This is a genomic window from Azospirillum baldaniorum (assembly GCF_003119195.2).
In the GTDB taxonomy this organism is placed as follows: domain Bacteria; phylum Pseudomonadota; class Alphaproteobacteria; order Azospirillales; family Azospirillaceae; genus Azospirillum; species Azospirillum baldaniorum.
The window spans coordinates 198,635-216,159 of the sequence record NZ_CP022253.1; the positions used below are offsets into that span (position 1 = coordinate 198,635).

16 protein-coding genes are annotated in these 17,525 nt (G+C 69.8%); 8 read left to right on the plus strand and 8 right to left on the minus strand.

Annotation, left to right across the window (positions count from 1 at the left end):
- Positions 1–62: 62 nt before the first annotated feature.
- The 3 genes from Sp245p_RS00850 (at position 63) to Sp245p_RS00860 (ending at position 3,904) form a co-directional block, all read left to right on the plus strand.
- Positions 63–815 (plus strand): SDR family NAD(P)-dependent oxidoreductase, encoded by a 753-nt coding sequence (locus Sp245p_RS00850; RefSeq protein WP_014238985.1) that lies wholly within the window; start codon positions 63–65, stop codon positions 813–815.
- Positions 816–1,024: 209 nt separating this feature from the next.
- Positions 1,025–2,230: an OpgC family protein gene (locus Sp245p_RS00855; protein ID WP_014238984.1), complete on the plus strand. Its 1,206-nt coding sequence runs from the start codon at positions 1,025–1,027 to the stop codon at positions 2,228–2,230.
- A gap of 156 nt (positions 2,231–2,386) precedes the next feature.
- Entirely contained in the window at positions 2,387–3,904 is a 1,518-nt protein-coding gene (locus Sp245p_RS00860) for an alpha/beta hydrolase (protein WP_244947728.1), read from the plus strand.
- 3 nt (positions 3,905–3,907) lie between these two features.
- Here the strand turns inward: Sp245p_RS00860 and speE are convergent, their stop codons facing one another.
- The gene (gene speE / locus Sp245p_RS00865) at positions 3,908–4,768 is read right to left on the minus strand and encodes a polyamine aminopropyltransferase (RefSeq protein ID WP_014238982.1); all 861 of its coding nucleotides are present in this window, start codon (positions 4,766–4,768) and stop codon (positions 3,908–3,910) included.
- Positions 4,765–5,178, minus strand: coding sequence for an adenosylmethionine decarboxylase (speD, locus tag Sp245p_RS00870; protein WP_236778146.1), 414 nt, complete (start codon positions 5,176–5,178; stop codon positions 4,765–4,767). The genes speE and speD overlap by 4 nt, the downstream gene beginning before the upstream one ends.
- A 307-nt stretch (positions 5,179–5,485) precedes the next feature.
- On the opposite strand from speD, the gene Sp245p_RS00875 reads away from it, so the two are divergent.
- Positions 5,486–6,247 (plus strand): gamma-glutamyl-gamma-aminobutyrate hydrolase family protein, encoded by a 762-nt coding sequence (locus tag Sp245p_RS00875; protein ID WP_014238980.1) that lies wholly within the window; start codon positions 5,486–5,488, stop codon positions 6,245–6,247.
- Positions 6,248–6,335: 88 nt separating this feature from the next.
- Here the strand turns inward: Sp245p_RS00875 and Sp245p_RS00880 are convergent, their stop codons facing one another.
- On the minus strand, positions 6,336–6,830 hold the full coding sequence (locus Sp245p_RS00880; RefSeq protein ID WP_014238979.1) for a MarR family winged helix-turn-helix transcriptional regulator: 495 nt from the start codon (positions 6,828–6,830) through the stop codon (positions 6,336–6,338).
- 397 nt (positions 6,831–7,227) lie between these two features.
- Here Sp245p_RS00880 and Sp245p_RS00885 point away from each other — a divergent pair, with 397 nt between their 5' ends.
- Positions 7,228–7,911, plus strand: a complete 684-nt coding sequence (locus Sp245p_RS00885) for a fumarylacetoacetate hydrolase family protein (protein WP_014238977.1) — start codon at positions 7,228–7,230, stop codon at positions 7,909–7,911.
- Between the two features lie 25 nt (positions 7,912–7,936).
- The gene (gene xth, locus Sp245p_RS00890) at positions 7,937–8,731 is read left to right on the plus strand and encodes an exodeoxyribonuclease III (RefSeq protein ID WP_014238976.1); all 795 of its coding nucleotides are present in this window, start codon (positions 7,937–7,939) and stop codon (positions 8,729–8,731) included.
- Positions 8,732–8,779: 48 nt separating this feature from the next.
- On the opposite strand, the gene Sp245p_RS00895 is transcribed toward xth, so the two are convergent.
- From Sp245p_RS00895 to Sp245p_RS00915, 5 genes are read right to left on the minus strand one after another with little or no spacing between them, the layout of a single operon-like run.
- On the minus strand, positions 8,780–9,364 hold the full coding sequence (locus Sp245p_RS00895) for a histidine phosphatase family protein (RefSeq protein WP_014238975.1): 585 nt from the start codon (positions 9,362–9,364) through the stop codon (positions 8,780–8,782).
- Complete coding sequence (locus tag Sp245p_RS00900; protein WP_014238974.1) at positions 9,361–10,632, minus strand: glycosyltransferase family 4 protein; 1,272 nt, start codon at positions 10,630–10,632, stop codon at positions 9,361–9,363. Before Sp245p_RS00900 ends, Sp245p_RS00895 begins: the two co-directional genes overlap by 4 nt.
- 31 nt (positions 10,633–10,663) lie before the next feature.
- Positions 10,664–11,644, minus strand: a complete 981-nt coding sequence (locus tag Sp245p_RS00905; RefSeq protein WP_014238973.1) for a sensor domain-containing diguanylate cyclase — start codon at positions 11,642–11,644, stop codon at positions 10,664–10,666.
- Positions 11,645–11,685: 41 nt separating this feature from the next.
- Positions 11,686–12,960 (minus strand): glycosyltransferase, encoded by a 1,275-nt coding sequence (locus Sp245p_RS00910; protein ID WP_014238972.1) that lies wholly within the window; start codon positions 12,958–12,960, stop codon positions 11,686–11,688.
- Positions 12,957–14,189, minus strand: a complete 1,233-nt coding sequence (locus tag Sp245p_RS00915) for a glycosyltransferase family protein (RefSeq protein ID WP_014238971.1) — start codon at positions 14,187–14,189, stop codon at positions 12,957–12,959. Before Sp245p_RS00915 ends, Sp245p_RS00910 begins: the two co-directional genes overlap by 4 nt.
- 193 nt (positions 14,190–14,382) lie before the next feature.
- On the opposite strand from Sp245p_RS00915, the gene Sp245p_RS00920 reads away from it, so the two are divergent.
- Together Sp245p_RS00920 and Sp245p_RS00925 are read left to right on the plus strand one after the other, a co-directional pair.
- Positions 14,383–17,037, plus strand: coding sequence for an ABC transporter ATP-binding protein (locus Sp245p_RS00920; RefSeq protein WP_014238970.1), 2,655 nt, complete (start codon positions 14,383–14,385; stop codon positions 17,035–17,037).
- Positions 17,038–17,065: 28 nt separating this feature from the next.
- Entirely contained in the window at positions 17,066–17,521 is a 456-nt protein-coding gene (locus tag Sp245p_RS00925) for a cyclic nucleotide-binding domain-containing protein (RefSeq protein WP_014238969.1), read from the plus strand.
- The last annotated feature ends 4 nt before the right edge of the window (positions 17,522–17,525 follow it).

The window sequence follows — 17,525 nt, forward strand, 5'->3', positions numbered from 1 at the left end:
TTGACCGATGCGCCGAGCGCCTCTAGCTATTTTTGTATCGAACGACACAGAAAGGCTGGATCATGGTTGAGCCGAGTGGTGAGTTGGTTGGCAAGCGCGCCCTGGTGACAGGCGGTTCGCGGGGCATCGGCGCCGCCATCGCGCTGGCGCTCGCCGACAAGGGTGCGGATGTGGCGATCTCCTACGAGCGGTCGGCCGAGCGCGCCGCCGAGGTCGTCCGGGCGATCGAGGCAAAGGGCCGGCGCGCGGTCGCCATCCAGGCCGACAGCGCCGATCCGTCGGCCATGGCGGCCCTGGTCGGCCGGACGGTGGAAGCGCTCGGCGGCCTCGACATCCTGGTCAACAACGCCGGCATCGCCCGCCAGGGCATGGTCGCAGAGATGAGCCTCGCCGACATCGACGCGCTTCTGAACGTCAACGTGCGCGCGGCGGTACTGGTGGCGCAGGCGGCCATCCCGCATCTCAAGGACGGGGGGCGCATCGTCTTCATCGGGTCGTGCCTCGCCGACCGCATCACCGCCCCGGGCGTCACCATCTATTCGATGACCAAGTCGGCGCAGACCGCCCTGACACACGGCCTTGCCCGCGAACTCGGCCCGCGCGACATCACGGTCAATCTGGTCCAGCCGGGAGCGACCAACACCGACATGAATCCCGCCGACGGCGCCCACGCCGAAATCCTGCGCTCGCAGACGCCGCTCGGCCGTTACGGCCAGCCGGAGGACGTGGCGGCGGCGGTGGCCTTCCTGGCCAGCCCGGCGGCCCGCCAGATCTCCGGGGCCACCCTGACGGTGGACGGCGGCCTGAACGCCTGAAGCCTGAATCCGGAACCGGTCCGGGGAAGCCTTTGTTCGAAAAGGCTCTCCCGGACGGCTTCGGCCAAGGATTAACGATCCGTTAACGACGAATATGGGGCGACCCGAGGAGCGCCAACACCAGCGACGGAGACGCGACAGATGCGCCACGCACCGATGAAAACGGCCGTTTCCCCCGCAACCCGGCCGCCGCGGCGGAGCGTCGCCCGATGAGCCGCTCCGCGACGCTCGACGGGCTGCGGGGCTATTTCCTCGTCTTCATGATGGTGAACCACGTGGTGCTGGCCGGCGGCGTGCTTCTGGCCAAGGTCAACCACGCCGAACTCGGCTATGTGCAGGACGCCCAGGGTTTCGTTCTGCTGTCGGGCATCGTCGCCGGGATGTACTACACCCGCGTCTGGACCCAGCGGTCGCCCGAGGCGGCCCGGCGGCGCCTGTTCGCCCGCGCCCGCGAGCTGTACGTCTCGACCATGCTGGTGATCGCGCTGGTCACCGCCATGGTGGTGTTGGTCCCCGGCGCGCGGGAGCCGCTGGGCGGCTTCCTCGGGCATCTGGCCTGGCTGGAGCCCGGCACCCTGCTGGCGAGCGCACTCCTTCTGCATTCCCCGACCTTCACGGATCTGCTGATCCAGTACATCCTCTACCTCGCGGCGACGCCGCTGCTGCTCCGCCTGATCCTCGACGGCCACGCCCGCAAGGTCGCGCTGGGCAGCGCCGCGCTGTGGGCCGCCGTGCAGATGGGCCTGCATGTGCCGGTGCTGAGCGCGCTCGACGACGGGCTGGGGCGGCTCAGCGACGGGCTGGCGGTGCGCGGGCCGTTCAACCCGCTCGCCTGGCAGGTGCTCTACGTCGCCGGGCTGCTGATCGGCAGCGCCGTGCAGCGGGGCCGCTTCGACACCGACCGCTGGTTCCCGGTCGAGCGGCCGCCCTGGCTGGTTCCGGCGCTGGTCACTGTGGTGGTCTGCGCGGCTTGGCACCTGTCCTTCGTCCATGAGCTGGTCAGCCCGATCGTCGGCGAGCGTTTCCTGCGCTACGTCGACCGCACGGAGTTCAGCCTCGTCTACCTCGCGAACTTCGCGGCGCTGGCCTATGCCGTGTCCTGGCTGCTCATCGCCGGGCCGCGGTCGTCCCACCCGGTCGCCGCCGGCACCGCCCGGCTGCTCACCGCGCTGTTCAACCTGCCCTTCCTCCGGCTGCTGGGGCGGCACTCGCTGCAGGTCTACCTGTTCCACGTCCTGGTCGCCTACGCGATCCTGCTGATCGACCTGTTCGGCGGCCCCTTCAACCAGCTCACCAAGGCGGTCCTGCTGCTCGCCAGCGTCGCCAGCCTCGCCATCCCCGCCCTGTGGCGGGAGCGGAGCCGCGCCAAGCCGGTGGAGCGGAGCGCCGTCCGGATGGGCTCGTCCCGAGGCTGAGGGTGCGAGGGCCTGGACGGACGGAATTCCTCTTGTCCTGGACAAGCCCGCCCCGCTGGGTCAAAGAGAAAGCATCAAAAGTGGTGGGACCGGTGGATGGACCATCGCCCGGCCGATCCCCGCCCGCCCTTTCGCTGCTGAGGACGATCGACCCGCGTGACGAGACGCGCCCATCATCGGTGGTTGGGGACTCTGGCCGCCGCCCTGCTGGCGGTGACGCTGGCGCCCGCGCTGGCCCCGGCGCCGGCCAAGGCCGACCCCCGCTTCGTGCCCGGCCCTTGCTGGTTCTCCGTGCCGGAGGGCGAGGCCGCGCTGTGCGGGACCGTCGGTGTGCCCGACCGGCGCGACCGGCCGGCGACGCGGGCCTTCCGCCTGCCGGTCGTCGTCCTGCTCTCCACCGCCAAGCAGCCGTCCCCCGACCCGGTCCTGTTCCTGGAGGGCGGCCCCGGCGCCTCCCCCTTCGGCAGCGGCGAGGCGGTGGAGGAGCGGATGGAGGTGTGGTGGTCGCTGACCGCCGGGTTCCGCCGGTCGCGCCACGTCGTGCTGTTCGACCCGCGCGGCGTCGGGCGGGCCGAGCCGGACACCGACTGCCCGGAGCTGGACGTGCTGGGCGCCTCGCCCCGCCTGCGTCCGGTGTCGCGGGACCGCCGCGCCACGCTGGAGCGGACGGCCATCGCCGCCTGCCGCGACCGCTTCACCGCCGCCGGGCTCGACGGCGCGATGTTCACCACCCCCATCGCCGCCGACGACGCCATGGACGTCGCCGCGGCGCTGGGGGCGCAGCGGGTCAACCTGTTCGCCGTGTCCTACGGCACGCGGGTGGGGCTGGAGATTTTACGGCGCCACGGCGGGCGGGTGCGCACAGCGGTGCTCGACTCCATCTACCCGCCCGACGTCAACGCGACGGAGGAGGCGCCCTGGCTGGCGCACCGCGCGTTCAAGCGGCTGTTCGACGATTGCGCGGCCAACCGCGTGTGCCGCGCCGCCTATCCGGACCTGGAACGCCATCTGCTGGAGCTGGTGGAGCGGCTGGGCAAGGCCCCGGTGGACGTGCCGGTGGGCGATCCGGAGATTCCGCGCTGGGCGCGGCTGGACAGCGGCGCCGCCCTGTCGGCCCTGCTGGAGGCGATGGCCGAGGGCGAGAGCGTGCCCCGCCTGCCCGCCCTGATCGAACGGGCGTGGCGTGGGCGGTACGACCGCCTGTCCGACTGGGTGCCCGCCCCCTGGCTGGGCGACCCCGACTCGGCGGAAGGCATGGCCTTCTCCATCGAATGCCGCGAGACGGTGAACCCCGCCGACCCGCTGCGGCTGGCCGACGCCGCGCGCCGCTTCGCTCCCTACGGCGCCGTCACCGCCGACGATCCCGGCCGGCGCGTCTGCGCCCAATGGCCCGCCGCCGCGCAGGAGGCGTCGGAGCGGCTGCCGGTGGCCAGCCCGGTGCCGGTGCTCCTGCTGTCCGGCGCCTACGACCCGCTGACCCCGCCGGAGTGGGCGGAGCGCGCCGCGACGACCCTGCCGAAAAGCCGGCATCTGGTCTTCCGCAGCGCCGGGCATCTGGTCACCGCGTCGGAGGACTGCGCCGTGGCTGTCGCCGCCCAGTTCGTGGATTCGGAAACCCTGCCCGCCAACGCCTGCCCGGCGGCGGCCAAGCCGCCGGGGTTCCAGCCGCCATAAACCCTACTTCAGCGCGTCCAGCATGAAGGCCGGCAGGGCGAAGCTGGCGACGTGGATGTCGGGCGTGTAGTAGCGGGTGGTCAGCCCCGCCGCCGCGAAGCGCGGGCGGATCGCCTCCGCCGTCTGGCGGCGCAGCGCCGCGTCGTCGGTGGCCCAGCCGAAGGCCATGAAGCCACCGTAATAGCTGGGCACCGGCGCCACGAAGAAGCCGGCGTCGCCGAACAGCCGGCCCAGCCGCCGGTGACTGTCCTTCAACTCGCCCGGCTGGAGGAACGGCACGCCGTTCTGGGTGACCAGCACGCCGCCGGGGGTCAGCCGCGCCTTGCAGTCGGCGTAGAAGTCCTCGGTGAAGAGGACGGCGCCCGGTCCGTGGGGGTCGGTGGAATCGACGATGACGACGTCGAACCGCTCCGTGGTCTCCTTGACGAAGGCGCAGCCGTCGGCGATCACCAGATCGGCGCGCGGGTTGTCGAAGGCGCCGGCGCTGATCGACGGCAGATGGGCGATGGACAGGTCGACCACGGAGCGGTCGATCTCCACCATCGTCACCCGTTCCACCGCCTTGTGCTCCAGGCAGCGGCGCAGCATGCCGCCGTCGCCGCCGCCGACGATCAGGACGCGGCGGACGCGCCCATGCGCCAGGATCGGCACATGGGTCAGCATCTCGTGGTAGACGAATTCGTCGCCTTCGGTGGTCTGGACGACGCCGTCGAGCGCCATCACGCGGCCCAGCACCGGGTTCTCGAAGATCACCAGGTCCTGGAGGCCGGTGCGGTCGCGGTGCAGGACGCGGCCCATGCGCAGGCGCTGGGCCACGTCCGTATGCAACGTCTCGTCGTACCAGCCGGAGCCGGAGTCGCTCATGACCCGGTTTCGCCGCGCAGCAGCTCGTCGCACTTCACGCCCGTGGGCTTGAAGGCGCGCTCCAGCACCGGGATGGCCTTCATGGGCTGGGCGTCGCCGCACATGAAGATGTCCAGCGCGGCGTAGCCGCGTTCCGGCCAGGTGTGGATGCTGATGTGCGACTCGGCGAGCACCGCCACGCCGGAGATGCCGCCGTTCGGCGTGAAATGGTGCAGGTGGATGTGCAGGAGCGTCGCCCCCGCCACCTCCACAGACTCGATCAGCGTGGAACGGACATGGTCCAGCTCGTCCAGACGTTCGGCACCCCACAGATCGACGATCAGATGGGTGCCGGCGCAGACCTTGCCATCGCGGACGATGAAATGGTCCTTGCGGTCGTCTTGAGATTCCCTCCAGGGACCAGAAGTCACGTTGGTCCGGTTGGAGATTTGACCTTCCGTTTGGGCTTTCCTTGGATCGCTTCCCAAGTCCATCCCCAATTGGAAGAGAGAAGCGGTCTTCGCCATCGTTCTCCCCCATCAGCAGATGTTCCGCGCAGGTGGCGCGGAGGAGGGGGGCATATGGGACAAATTCGCATGCGAATCAACACAATTCTGTCCCCGCATCCCCTTTGTGCTTGGCGGCGGGCCTCTGGCGCGGCGCGCGGCGGCGGCGCATAATCGCCTGTCCGCCGCCTTCCGGAGCGGTCCGGAATCCTGTCTGGAGGTCCTTCCCACCATGAACCGCAAGCCGCTGATCGGCGTTCCCGCCTGCGCCCGCATGATGGGCGAGCATCCCTTCCACGTCGTCGGCGACAAGTATGTGCGCGCGGTGTCGGACGGGGCCGGCGGCATGCCGCTGCTGATCCCGGCGCTGGGGACGGCGCTGGACATGGACGACGTGGCCGGACGGCTCGACGGGCTGCTGGTCACCGGAAGCCCGTCGAACGTCGAGCCGCACCGCTACGGCGGGTCACCCAGCGAGCCGGGCACCCTGCACGACCCGGAGCGCGACGACACCACCCTGCCGCTGATCCGCGCCGCGCTGGAGATGGGCGTGCCGCTGCTGGGCATCTGCCGCGGCTTCCAGGAGTTGAACGTGGCGCTGGGCGGCACGTTGCACCAGCGGGTGCACGAGGTGCCGGGCTACGCCAACCACCGCGAGGACAAGGAGGCGCCGCTGGCCGTGCAGTACGGGCCGTCGCACAGCGTGCGGCTGACCCCCGGCGGCGTGCTGGAAAGGCTGGCCGGCGGTGCCGCGGCGGTGACCGTCAACTCTCTGCACGGGCAGGGCGTCGACCGGCTGGCCGACGGGCTGATCGTGGAGGCGATGGCCGAGGACGGGCTGGTCGAGGCGGTGCGGGTGGCGGGGGCTCCGGCCTTCGCGCTGGCCGTGCAATGGCACCCGGAATGGCGGTTCTGGGAGAACCCGCTGTCAGCGGCGATCCTGCGCGCCTTCGGAAGCGCCGCCGCCGACCGGGCGCGACGGCGCCTTTCCTGAAAGATGGTTTCAGGACAATAGATTAGGTCAACAATTGGCGAGTGCCGCGTGCCCAGGATTTGGGCACGCCGCCCTTACCCCAACGGCTTCAGCCGGCCCGCGAGATGCGGCGGAGGAAGTCGATGAGCTGCGCCTGCTCCTCGGCCGAGAGATCCTTCACCATGGCCTTGTCATGGGCCTGGATGCGCGGAATCAGCTCGTCCAGCAGCTTCTCCCCTTCCGGGGACAGGCGGAGCGCGTAGGAGCGGCGGTCGTTGGGCGAGGGCGCCCGGATGACGAGGCCGCGCGACTCGAGCCGGTCGATGACCGCGACCATGGTCGAACGGTCGATGCCCACCGCCGAGCCCAGGTCGGACTGCGACAAGCCCTCGTTCTCCTTGATCATGATCAGGACGCCGAATTGCCCCGGCGTCATGTCGTGGGGCGCCACGGCGTTCTGGAAGCTCTGGAACACGGCCACCTGCGCCTTGCGCAGATTGTAGCCGACGAGCTCCGGCAGAGGGCCGAGGGCCATCTTTCCGGTCTTGCTCGGACGCTGGCGGGTGCGCCGGTCCGAGGGGGTGGGGCGGTCGATGTCGGTCAACGTGAAAGCCGTCGTTTATTGACTAGTCTATTGGTCGTGTAAAATGCAGGCAGGTGCCGATTTTGTCAGCAAGAACCACACAATCCGCCTCGTATGCATAGCACCCATTCCCGTTACGCATTGGTTCCGCCCGGAAGCGGCTCCACCTCTAGCCCTATGAAGTGATCGCGCTCCTGACCCCGGACCCCCCGGAAACAGGCATGCCGGCGCGGTTGCCCGCCGACGGTTCATTCCCCTGCCGCAGACGGGTTCCGAAAACGGAGCTTCCGACGCCCGGTCCCCCCCAGACCGGGCGTCTTCGCGCCAAAGCCCCGGCCCAACGGCTGGGGCTTTTTTCTGGTGCTCTTTCCGGTAGGGTGGTTGCCCGAACCGCACCCCTCCGAAAGAAAGGCGCGCCATGGCCTACGCCGTTCCCCTGTGGCCCCAGCCCACCGTTCCGGTCGCCGGCGGCGATCCGTTCCCGGTCCGCCGCATCTACTGCGTCGGCCGCAACTACGCCGCCCACGCGCGCGAGATGGGCGCCGATCCGGACCGCGAGCCGCCGTTCTTCTTCATGAAGCCCGCCGACGCCATCGTCGCCGACGGCACGGCCATCCTCTACCCGCCCCGGACCGCCAACCTGCACCATGAGATCGAGCTGGTCGTGGCCATCGGCACCGGCGGGCGCGACATCCCGGTGGAGCGCGCGCTGGACCATGTCTACGGTTATGGCGTGGGGCTGGACATGACCCGTCGCGACCTGCAGAACGCGGCGAAGAAGGAAGGCAAGCCCTGGGACATGGGCAAGGGCTTCGACCAGTCCGCCCCCTGCGGCACGCTGCGCCGCGCCGCCGACATCGGCCACCCCGACAAGGGCTCGGTGACGCTGTCGGTCAACGGGGAGCTGCGCCAGAAGGGCGATCTGGCCGACCTGATCTGGTCGGTGTCCGAAACGATTTCCTACCTGTCGGGTCTGGTCGAGCTTCAGCCGGGCGACCTGATCTACACCGGCACGCCGGAGGGCGTCGGCCCGGTGGTCGCCGGCGACCGGCTGGAAGGCGCGGTCGAGGGCGTCGGCTCCATCGCCGTCACCATCGCCTGACATCGGGAATACGGACAACCGGACGATGCGCATCGCCACCTGGAACATCAACTCCGTCCGCATGCGGATGGACCTGCTGCTGCGCCTCATCGACGAGGCGCAGCCGGACGTCATCTGCCTGCAGGAGACCAAGGTCGTCGACACCGACTTCCCGATGGCCCCCCTGGCCGAGAAGGGCTACGTCCACGCCCACATCCACGGGATGAAGAGCTACAACGGCGTCGCCATCCTGTCGAAGCTGCCCTTCGCGTCGCGCGACGTGCAGCACTGGTGCGGCAAGCAGGACTGCCGCCACGTCTTCGCCGAACTGCCCGGCGGGATCGAGCTGCACAGCGTCTACATCCCGGCGGGCGGGGACATTCCGGATCCGGAACAGAACGACAAGTTCGCCCACAAGCTTCAATTCGTGGACGAAATGACCGAGTGGTGGACGACCCGGCGCAGCCCGGACCGCCGCATGGTCATGGTCGGCGACCTGAACATCGCGCCGCTGGAGAACGACGTCTGGAGCCACAAGGAGCTTCTGAAGATCGTCTCCCACACCCCGGTGGAGGTGGCGAAGCTGACGGCGATGCAGGCGTCCATCGGCTGGGTCGACGCACTGCGCCATTTCGTTCCGCCCACGGAAAAGCTTTACACGTGGTGGAGCTACCGCGCGAAGGACTGGGCGGCCTCCGACCGCGGCCGGCGGCTGGACCACATCTGGGTCACCCCGCCGCTGAAGGACGCGCTGACCGGCCACCGCGTCCTGCGCGAGGCCCGCGGCTGGGAGCCCAAGCCCTCCGACCATGTTCCGGTGATGGTCGATCTCGCCGTGTGATTTCGCCGTGTGATCTCGCCATGTGATCTCAACGCGTGATCCGCTGACTCACCGCTCGGTCAGCGGCACGTTCATCGCCACGACCGACGGCGCCCCGTCCTCCGCCACCCGGAAGCGGTGGGCGCAGCCGTCGGTCAGGCGGTGGGCCGGCTTGCCCACCATGTCCCAGCCGGTGGCCAGCGCGTAGAGCGCCCGCATCACCCCGTTGTGGGCCACCGCCCCGGTCGGCACGCCCCCGGCGCCCACCTCGGCCAGCCAGGGGATCAGCCGGCTCTGCACGTCGCGCGGGCTTTCGCCACCCGGCGCCCGGAAGTCGAGGCCCATCCGCTCGCGGTCCGCGGTCAGGGCGCCGCTCGACCGCAGCTCCTCCAGCAGGCGGCCTTCCCATTCCCCCCAGCCCATCTCGACGAGGCGCGGTTCCGGCGCCGGGTCGAGGCCGAGCAGTCGCGCCGTCTCCCAGGCCCGCCGCTTCGGGCTGGCGACCCAGCGGTAGTCCAGGACGTCCGGCGGCAGCCTCCAGGTGGCGACTCGGGCGCGGCCTTCGTCGGACAGCGGCTCGTCGATGCCGCCCTGGAGACGGTGCGCGGCGTTCCAGGCGGTCGGCCCGTGGCGCAGGATGATGAGGTCGGTCATGGGCTCCCTTTCCGAGCGGCGCGCCGGACGACTCCGTCCAGAACCGCCACCGCGTTGCGCAGATCGTGCTCCGCTTCGGCGATGCGGCGCGCGGCCTCGCCGAAGCGGCGTCGCCTCCCAGGGTCGTCGAGCAGCGCCCGGATGGCGGCGGCGAAGGCCTCGGCGTCGCCCACCGGCGGCAACAGCCCGGTCACCCCGTCGCGCACCACGTCCGGCACCCCCCCGGTCCGCCCCGCCACCACCGGCAGACCGGCGGCCTGGGCCTCCAGCAGGGCCATGCCGTAAGCCTCGTTCACCGCCGGCCAGACCATCAGGTCGGCCGCGGCGTAGAGGGCGGTGAGGGCGTCCGAATCCTGCTGGCCGAGGATCAAGACTCCCTCCCCCGCCCAGCTCTCGCGCAAACCAAAGGTTTGCGCTGACGCGGCAGGCGGACCTTCGGTCCGCCGAGAGCGGGGGAGGGTTGGGGTGGGGGCAAGTGTGCCTCCCTCGAACAGTGCTTCGATCCGAGCGCGGGCGGGGCCGTCGCCGACGATGAGAAGGTGGTGGGGAGGCAAGGCACTTGCCCCCACCCCGCCCCTCCCCCGCTGGGCGGGGGAGGGAGAGAGGGCTTCCGCCAAAATCTCGTAGGAACGTTCCTTGTCGCCGCCGCGCATCATGCCGACCGTCAGCAGCCACGGAACGTCCGGGTTCAGACCGTAACGCTCGGCCAGCGCCGCCCGGTGCCGGTCGCGCTCCGCGGCGGCCGCGGCGAAGGGGCACGTGTCGAGGAAGGGGCGCAGCCGCACCAGCCGGTCGGGCGATTGCAGAAGCGGCAGCACCCCCTCGGCGTCGTGGCCGGCGAGGTTGACGACCGCGGCGGCCTGCCGGATCGCCGCCTCGGCGGCGCGGTGGCCAGCAGCGAAGGGACCGGCGGCCCGCTTGGCCGCGAAGGACGCCTCAGCCACCACATAGGGGATGCCGAAACGGCGGCAGACCGCCGGACCGATCCAGTCCGGCGCCTTGTGGTAGAGATGATAGGTGAACCAAAGGTCCGGCGGGTCGTCCCGCCAGCGCGCCGTCAGGCGGTCGGCGCAACGCGCGCCCAGCGCCGCCAGACGCTCCGCCCGGCCCGGACGGCGCCCGTCGTCCCAGCTGCGCAAGGTGCAGGCCAGCGTCACCCGATGCCCGGCCCCCTCCAAGGCGGCCATCAGCAGCCGAGCCATGCGCCGGTCGCCCGAGGGCACCGGGTGGGTCGGGGATTTCAGCGGGGCGTAGAAGGCGATGCGCATCGCGGCCCCGGCGTCAGGGTGGAAAAAACGCTCAGAACGGGGTCGGTTCCCGCGCGCAGACGACCCGGTTCCGTCCGGCGGCCTTGGCACGGTACAGCGCCTCGTCCGCGCTGGACAGCATGGCGTCCACGTCGCGCGTCCCGGCCGCGCAGCAGGCGACGCCGATCGACACGGTGAAGCGCACCGTCTCGTCCCCCGCCGGAACGGCGAGTTCGGCCGTGCGGCGGCGGATGCGCTCCGCCACCATGCGCGCCCCGGCGATGTCGGTCTCCGGCAGCAGGATGGCGAACTCCTCGCCGCCGGTGCGGCCCAGCAGGTCGTTCTCCCGCAGCAGGGCGCGGCAGGCGGCGGTGAAGGTCCGCAGCGCCTCGTCCCCCACGGCGTGGCCGTGGGTGTCGTTGATGCTCTTGAAATGGTCGAGGTCGAGCATCAGCAGGGTGACCGGCCGGCCATAGCGGCGGGCGCGGGCCAGTTCCTGCTCCGCCGCTTCGACGAAATGGCGGCGGTTGGACACGCCGGTCAGCGAGTCGGTGATCGAGAGCCGGCGCAGCCGCTCCTCCGACTCCTTCAGCGCCGTCACGTCGTTGATCAGCACGTAGATGACCGGCAAGCCGTCCCAGGGCAGGGGCGACATGCTGACCTGGACGCAGGTGCGCTGCCCGTCGGTGGACACCATCACCCCATCCTGGCACCGCACCAGCTCCCGCTGGCGCAGGCAGCGCAGGAAAGCGTCCCGCTGGTCGTCGATGCCCGACTCCTCGACGAAATCCAGGAAATGGCGCCCGACCAGGGCGTCGCCGCTCTGACCCAGGATGCGCGCCGCCTCCTGGTTGGCGAAGACGATGCCCATTTCCTGATGGATCAACAGCCCGGCGGGCAGCAGGTCGAGCATGTCGCCCAGCTTGCTGCGCGTCAGCGACAGCTCGTGGCTGGTGGCCACGGCATCGCTGTCGTCGTCGAAGTCGATAAAGGAAAGGATTTCCGGTTCGGGAAAGGCGGACAGAGTCGACATGACGTCGCAAAGGTGGAGCAAAGCCGCACTCTATCCCGTCATCAGCCGCCGTGCAATGCACAGCATCCCCCAAACGGCATAAAGGACGGTCGGCTGTTTCCGGTTGTGAAACGTTCGTGAAGCCGGTCGATGCCCGAGTCGCTGCCGAAGTCGCGGCGCACCCGCGCGGCACCCGCCGCACCCAGCGCCGCGCGGCGGGCCGGGCCGCGGAGCAGCGACTCGAGAGCGCCGGCCAGCGCGGCGGGGTCTTCGGGGTCCACCAGCGTGCCGGTGACCCCATCCTCGATCAGTTCGGCCACCGCGGCGGCGCGGGTGGACAGGCAGGCCAGCCCCTGGCTCTGCGCCTCCATCAGCACGTTGGGCAGGCCGTCGCGGTCGCCGTCGCGCGCGGTGCGGCAGGGCAGGACGAACAGGTCGGCGCGGCGGTACTGGGCGATCACCGCATCCTGGGCCTTCGCCCCCTGCCAGTCGATCCGCCCCTCCAGCCCCAGCGCCGCCGCCTGCGCCTTCAGCGCGGACAGCCGGTCGCCGCCGCCGATGTGGGTCCAGCGCCAGTGCAGCCCGGCGGGCAGGCGGGCCAGCGCGTCGAGCAGCAGGTCGAAGCCCTTCTTCTCCACCGCCCGCCCGACCGACAGCAGCCGCACCGGGTCGGCGGGGTCGGACCCGTCGCGCACCGGGCGCGCGTCCGGCGGGGCGGGGAAACGGCTGAAGTCCAGGCCGTGGTAGAGCAGGTCCACCCGCTCCGGCTCCGGCGCAAGTTCACGCAGGCGGGCGAGGCCGAGCGCGGTGCAGGTGACACCCCAGCGGGCCTCGGCCAGCTTGTCCCGCAGGTCCCAGTCCGGCGAGGTCCAGATGTCCTTGGCGTGGGCGGAAAAGCTCCAGGGCAGACCGGTCAGCAGCGCTGCGTAGCGCGCGACGCTGGCCGGGGTGTGCAGGAAATGGGTGTGCAGCCAGGTGACGTCCGCCGGCAGTTCCGCCGCCAGAACGCAGGCCTGGCCGAAGCGGCGCGCGCGGTTGCGGCTGGGGTCGCGCCGCAGGTCGGCCAGCCAGGCGGCCCGCGCCGCCGGCCAGCCGGGGCGCCGCCGCGCCGCGCCCAGCGCGCGCAGCACGCGGGCGGGCGCGTCGTGCAGATATTCGGGCAGATAGGTCACCGGGGCGGTGACGCGGCGGTTCAACTCGTGCACCGCCTTGTCGGTCGGTTGACGCAGGCTGACGATCAGTTGACGCAACCCCCGCCGTTCCAGCCCCAAAATCTCCTGCGCAATGAAGGTTTCCGACAGGCGGGGCCAGCCCTTCACGATGACGGCAACGGTCACGCGGCGTCCCCGGCGGCCAATTGGCGCTCCGAAACGCTGGGTCCGGAGGACGGTTCCGGCAGGTAGCGGGCCGACAGGCGGTTGACGCTCTCCAGCCCGCCGAGCAAGCCCGGCACCACGACCGAGGAGGGCGGCGCCTGCCAGGGCAGCCGGCGCAGCGCCGCCGCCATCGCCGCGGCGTCGCGCACCCCGTCGTCCATCAGGACGGAGACCAGGCCCAGTTCCTGCGCGCGGGCGGCGCGGATGGTCTGCTCGCGCCGCGGCACCTCGCGCGGGACGATCAGGGCTTTCTTGTCGAAGGACAGGATCTCGCAGAAGGTGTTGTAGCCGCCCATGGCGACCACCCCCACCGCCCCCTGCATCAGCCGCTCGATCCGCGCCTCGAAGGCGGTGGCCTCGACGTTGGGCAGGGCCTCGGCACGGGCCAGGAATTCGGCCTGGAGGTCCGGCTGCATGAAGGGGCCGAACACCAGCACCGCGCGGTAGGGGATGCCGGGATCGCTCTCGTAGGCGCGCAGCACCCAGTCGACGAGCGCCTCGCCGTCGCCGCCGCCGCCGGGGGTGACCAGGATGTAGGGCTCGTCCGGCAAGCCGGGTCCGTGCGGGACCGCCGGAGGCACGGTGCGGTGCAGGTAGCCGGTGTAGACCATCTTGTCGCGCACCGACTGCGGGACTTCGATCCCCTCCAGCGGGTCGCAGATCTGCGGCAGGCCGTAGGCCCAGATCTCGTCGTACAGGTTCTCCAGCGCCGGCAGGACCTTCTTGCGCTCCCACTCCGGGGCGAGCAGGGCCGGCTCGTCCATCACGTCGCGCAGACCGAGCACCAGCGGCACGCCGCGGCCCTTCAGAAGCTCCAGCGTCTCCCGCACCTCGCCGCGCAGTCCGAGCGGTTCCTTGTCCACGATGAACAGGTCGGGCTGATAGATCTCCGCCGTGTGGCGGATCAGCGAGGCCCGCATGGACAGGATCTCGTCGATGTCCAGATGCAGGTTCAGCGCCGTGTATTCCCCGTTGCGCAGCTTGATGACGCCGGGGATGCGCACGAAGTCCACCCGGGTGCGGAAGTCGAAGCTGCCGACGATGGGCGAGCCGGACAGGATCAGCACGGACAGGTTGCTGTAGCGTTCCACCAGCGCATGGGCGATGGCCCGGCAGCGGCGCAGATGGCCGAGGCCGAACGTGTCATGGCTGTAGATGAGCACGCGGCCCGAGGTCGGACGTTCGCTCATGAAGTTCCTACCTCTCCCGATTGGCCTCTTGTGTCCGGCCGCGGCTTGGTCGATGAACGGGTGTGCGTCATGCCGCCGTCACAATGGCGGCAGACCGCGTGCGGGCGAACCATATTCCCAACGGCCGAGCGGCAGAGGGAGTAAGGTTTCTGCCTGCTCCCGGCACCGGCGTCCCCTTGCGTAGAATGGCGCTATGGAATCCAGCATTTTCCGATTCATCCTTCGGCACAGCGTCCGTCAGCAGATCGTGCTGACCCTGATGACCCTGGCGTCCTTTCCCTTCCTCTACGCCTCGCTCGACCTTCCGAAGAGGATCGTCAACGAGGCGATCGCCGGAAAAAAGCTGCCTGAATCCTTCCTCGGCTTCCATCTCGATCAGGTGAGTTACCTGTTCGTCCTATGCGGGCTGTTCCTGACTTTGGTGCTGGTCAACGGCGCGTTCAAGTACGTCATCAACACCTACAAGGGCCGGCTGGGCGAACGGATGCTGCGCCGCCTGCGCTACGAGCTGTACGTGCGCGTCCTGCGCTTCCCCCTGCCCCGCTTCCGCAAGATGTCGTCCGGGGAGATCATCCCCATGATCACGGCGGAGGTGGAACCGCTGGGCGGCTTCATCGGGGACGCCATCGCGATCCCGGTGTTCCAGGGCGGCACCCTGCTGGTCTACATCGCCTTCATCTTCATCCAGGACCCGGTTCTGGGGGCAGCGGCGGTTTCGCTGTACCCGTTCCAAGGCTGGCTCATCCCACGGCTTCAGCGCAAGGTCAATCAACTTGGCAAACAGCGCGTACGTGCCATGCGCCAGATCGCCGACCGCATCGGCGAGACGGTGTCCGGCATCCAGGAGGTGCACACCCACAACACGGCGTCCTGGCATCTCGCCGATCTCAGCCACCGCTTGGGCGACGTGTACCGCATCCGTTTCGAGATTTACCAAAGAAAGTTTTTTGTCAAATTCCTGAACAATTTCATCAACCAGTTGACCCCGTTCTTTTTCTATTCGATCGGCGGTTATCTGGTGATCCACGGCCAGCTGTCCTTCGGCGCGCTGGTCGCGGTGCTGGCCGCCTACAAGGACTTGGCGGCTCCTTGGAAGGAACTCCTCGACTGGTACCAGCAGAAGGAGGACAACCGGATCAAGTACGAGCAGGTGGTGGAGCAGTTCCACGTCCCCGACCTGCTGGCCGAACGCCTGCTGCGCGAGGAGGAGGACGTCCCCTTCAAGGGCAGCCTGTCCTTCCGCAACGTGGGGTTCGGTGAGGACGGCGGGTCGCCCATCCTGGAGGGGGTGAGCTGCGACATCCCGCTGGACGGCCACACCGCGCTGATCGGCGTCGGTTCCGGGCGGGACGAGCTGGCGCAGCTCGCCGCCCGCGTGCTGCTGCCCTCGTCCGGCCAGATCCGGCTGGGCGAGCATGATTATGCGGAGCTGCCGGAGAGCGTGACGGGGCGGCGCGCCGCCTATGTCGGCGCCACCCCCTACCTGTTCTCGGCCTCGCTCTATGACAACCTCGTCTACGGGCTGCGCCACCGGCCGCTGCGTGAGAACGGCGATGATGATGGCGAGGGGGCCGAGGGGGCCGAGGAGCGGCGCAAGAGTCGGATGACCGAGTCGGTGCTGTCCGGCAACGCCACCGACGACATCCAAGCCGACTGGATCGACTACGCCGCCGCCGGCTGCGACGGGCCGGAGGATCTGAAGGCCCGCATCCTGCGCGTGGTGACGATGGTCTCGCTTCAGGACGATGTGTACGGCATGGGACTCAACCGCACCGTCGATCCGGAGCGGCGCCCCGAAGTCGCCGCCCGCGTGCTGGAAGCGCGCGACGCCATGCGCGCCATGATGCTGAACAACCCGGACCTGGGGCGGCTGGTCGAGCGCTTCGACCCCGACCGCTACACCGTGAACGCCACGCTGGCGGAGAATCTGCTGTTCGGCACGCCGGTCGGCCCGATCTTCCAGACCGACGCGCTGGCCTCCAACCCCTACATGCTGCATGTGCTGGACAAGGTGGGGCTGACCGACACCATCCTGGAAACCGGCCACAAGGTGGCGGAGACCATGGTCGAGCTGTTCGCCGGCCTGCCGCCCGGCCACGAGTTCTTCGAGCGCTTCTCCTTCATCGGCTTCGCCGAGCTGCCGGAGTATCAGGCCATCCTGGCGCGCACCGCGAAGGAAGGGCTGGGGGCGCTGCGGCCCGAGGAGCGGACGCGGCTGATGACCCTGCCCTTCAAGCTGATCGGCGCCCGCCACCGTCTGGGTCTGATGACCCCGGACCTGGAGAAGAAGCTCCTGCAGGCGCGGCACCTCTTCGCCAGCGACCTCCCGGCCGACCTGAAGCACGCCGTCGCCTTCTTCGATCCGGACGCCTACAACGCCGCGGCCAGCATCCAGGACAACATCCTGTTCGGCAAGATGGTCTATGGGCAGGCGCAGGTGCAATCCAAGGTGGGCCGCATCGTGGCGGATCTGGTGGACCAGCTTCACCTGCGCGACACCATCGTGGAGGTCGGGCTGGACCATCCCGTGGGGGTGGCCGGGTCGCGCCTGTCGGCGGCTCAGCGCCAGAAGGCGGCACTGGCCCGCGCCCTGCTGAAGCGACCGGACCTGCTGGTGCTGAGCGAGGCGACGAGCGGCCTGGACACCAGCAGCCAGACCAAGGTGCATTCGGCGATCCTGGGGGAACGCAAGGGATGTGGCCTTGTGTGGGTTCTGCACCGCGCCGGCTTGGCACGGGCGTTCGAGCGAGTCATTGTAATGAAGGACGGGCGAATCGCCGAACATGGGCGCTTCGACGAGTTGAACAGGCCCGGTACGTTGTTGCATGAATTGGTGTCCGCCGAATGAAGCCGGCGACGTTGAGGAGGCAGACGGCATGAGCATCGCCGAAGAAGTCAATTGCCTGCGCAGGATTCCCCTGTTCGCCAACATCGACACTTCCAAGCTCAAGCTTCTCGCCTTCACCAGCGAACGGCTGAGCTTCCGGTCGGGCGACATCCTGTTCGAGCAGGACGAGATGGGCACCTGCGCCTACATCCTGCTGCGCGGGGAAGCCGAGGTGATCGTGACCGGCCCCGGCGGGCCGCTGACCGTCGCGACGCTGGGGTCCAACGAAATCGTCGGCGAGATCGCCATCCTGTGCGACGTGCCGCGCACCGCCACCGTGCGCGCCAGCTCCGACCTGGAGGCGCTGTGCGTGCCGAAGGACCATTTCCTTCAGATGATCGCCGATTTTCCGCAGATGGGCCTGGAGATCATGCGTTCCCTGGCCCACCGCCTGGAGCAGACGACCACGCGCCTGCGCGAGGTGCTGGCCGCCCAGGCGATCTGACGCC

What these genes read in the sequence shown, in the direction of transcription:
- Sp245p_RS00850 (WP_014238985.1), top strand. Translation starts at nt 63, where the DNA reads ATGGTTGAGCCGAGTGGTGAGTTGGTTGGCAAGCGCGCCCTGGTGACA.
- Sp245p_RS00925 (WP_014238969.1), top strand. Translation starts at nt 17,066, where the DNA reads ATGAGCATCGCCGAAGAAGTCAATTGCCTGCGCAGGATTCCCCTGTTC.
- Sp245p_RS00875 (WP_014238980.1), top strand. Translation starts at nt 5,486, where the DNA reads ATGAACCGCAAGCCGCTGATCGGCGTTCCCGCCTGCGCCCGCATGATG.
- Sp245p_RS00855 (WP_014238984.1), top strand. Translation starts at nt 1,025, where the DNA reads ATGAGCCGCTCCGCGACGCTCGACGGGCTGCGGGGCTATTTCCTCGTC.
- Sp245p_RS00895 (WP_014238975.1), bottom strand. Translation starts at nt 9,364, where the DNA reads ATGACCGACCTCATCATCCTGCGCCACGGGCCGACCGCCTGGAACGCC.
- Sp245p_RS00900 (WP_014238974.1), bottom strand. Translation starts at nt 10,632, where the DNA reads ATGCGCATCGCCTTCTACGCCCCGCTGAAATCCCCGACCCACCCGGTG.
- Sp245p_RS00915 (WP_014238971.1), bottom strand. Translation starts at nt 14,189, where the DNA reads ATGAGCGAACGTCCGACCTCGGGCCGCGTGCTCATCTACAGCCATGAC.
- speE (WP_014238982.1), bottom strand. Translation starts at nt 4,768, where the DNA reads ATGAGCGACTCCGGCTCCGGCTGGTACGACGAGACGTTGCATACGGAC.
- Sp245p_RS00885 (WP_014238977.1), top strand. Translation starts at nt 7,228, where the DNA reads ATGGCCTACGCCGTTCCCCTGTGGCCCCAGCCCACCGTTCCGGTCGCC.
- Sp245p_RS00905 (WP_014238973.1), bottom strand. Translation starts at nt 11,644, where the DNA reads ATGTCGACTCTGTCCGCCTTTCCCGAACCGGAAATCCTTTCCTTTATC.
- Sp245p_RS00920 (WP_014238970.1), top strand. Translation starts at nt 14,383, where the DNA reads ATGGAATCCAGCATTTTCCGATTCATCCTTCGGCACAGCGTCCGTCAG.
- xth (WP_014238976.1), top strand. Translation starts at nt 7,937, where the DNA reads ATGCGCATCGCCACCTGGAACATCAACTCCGTCCGCATGCGGATGGAC.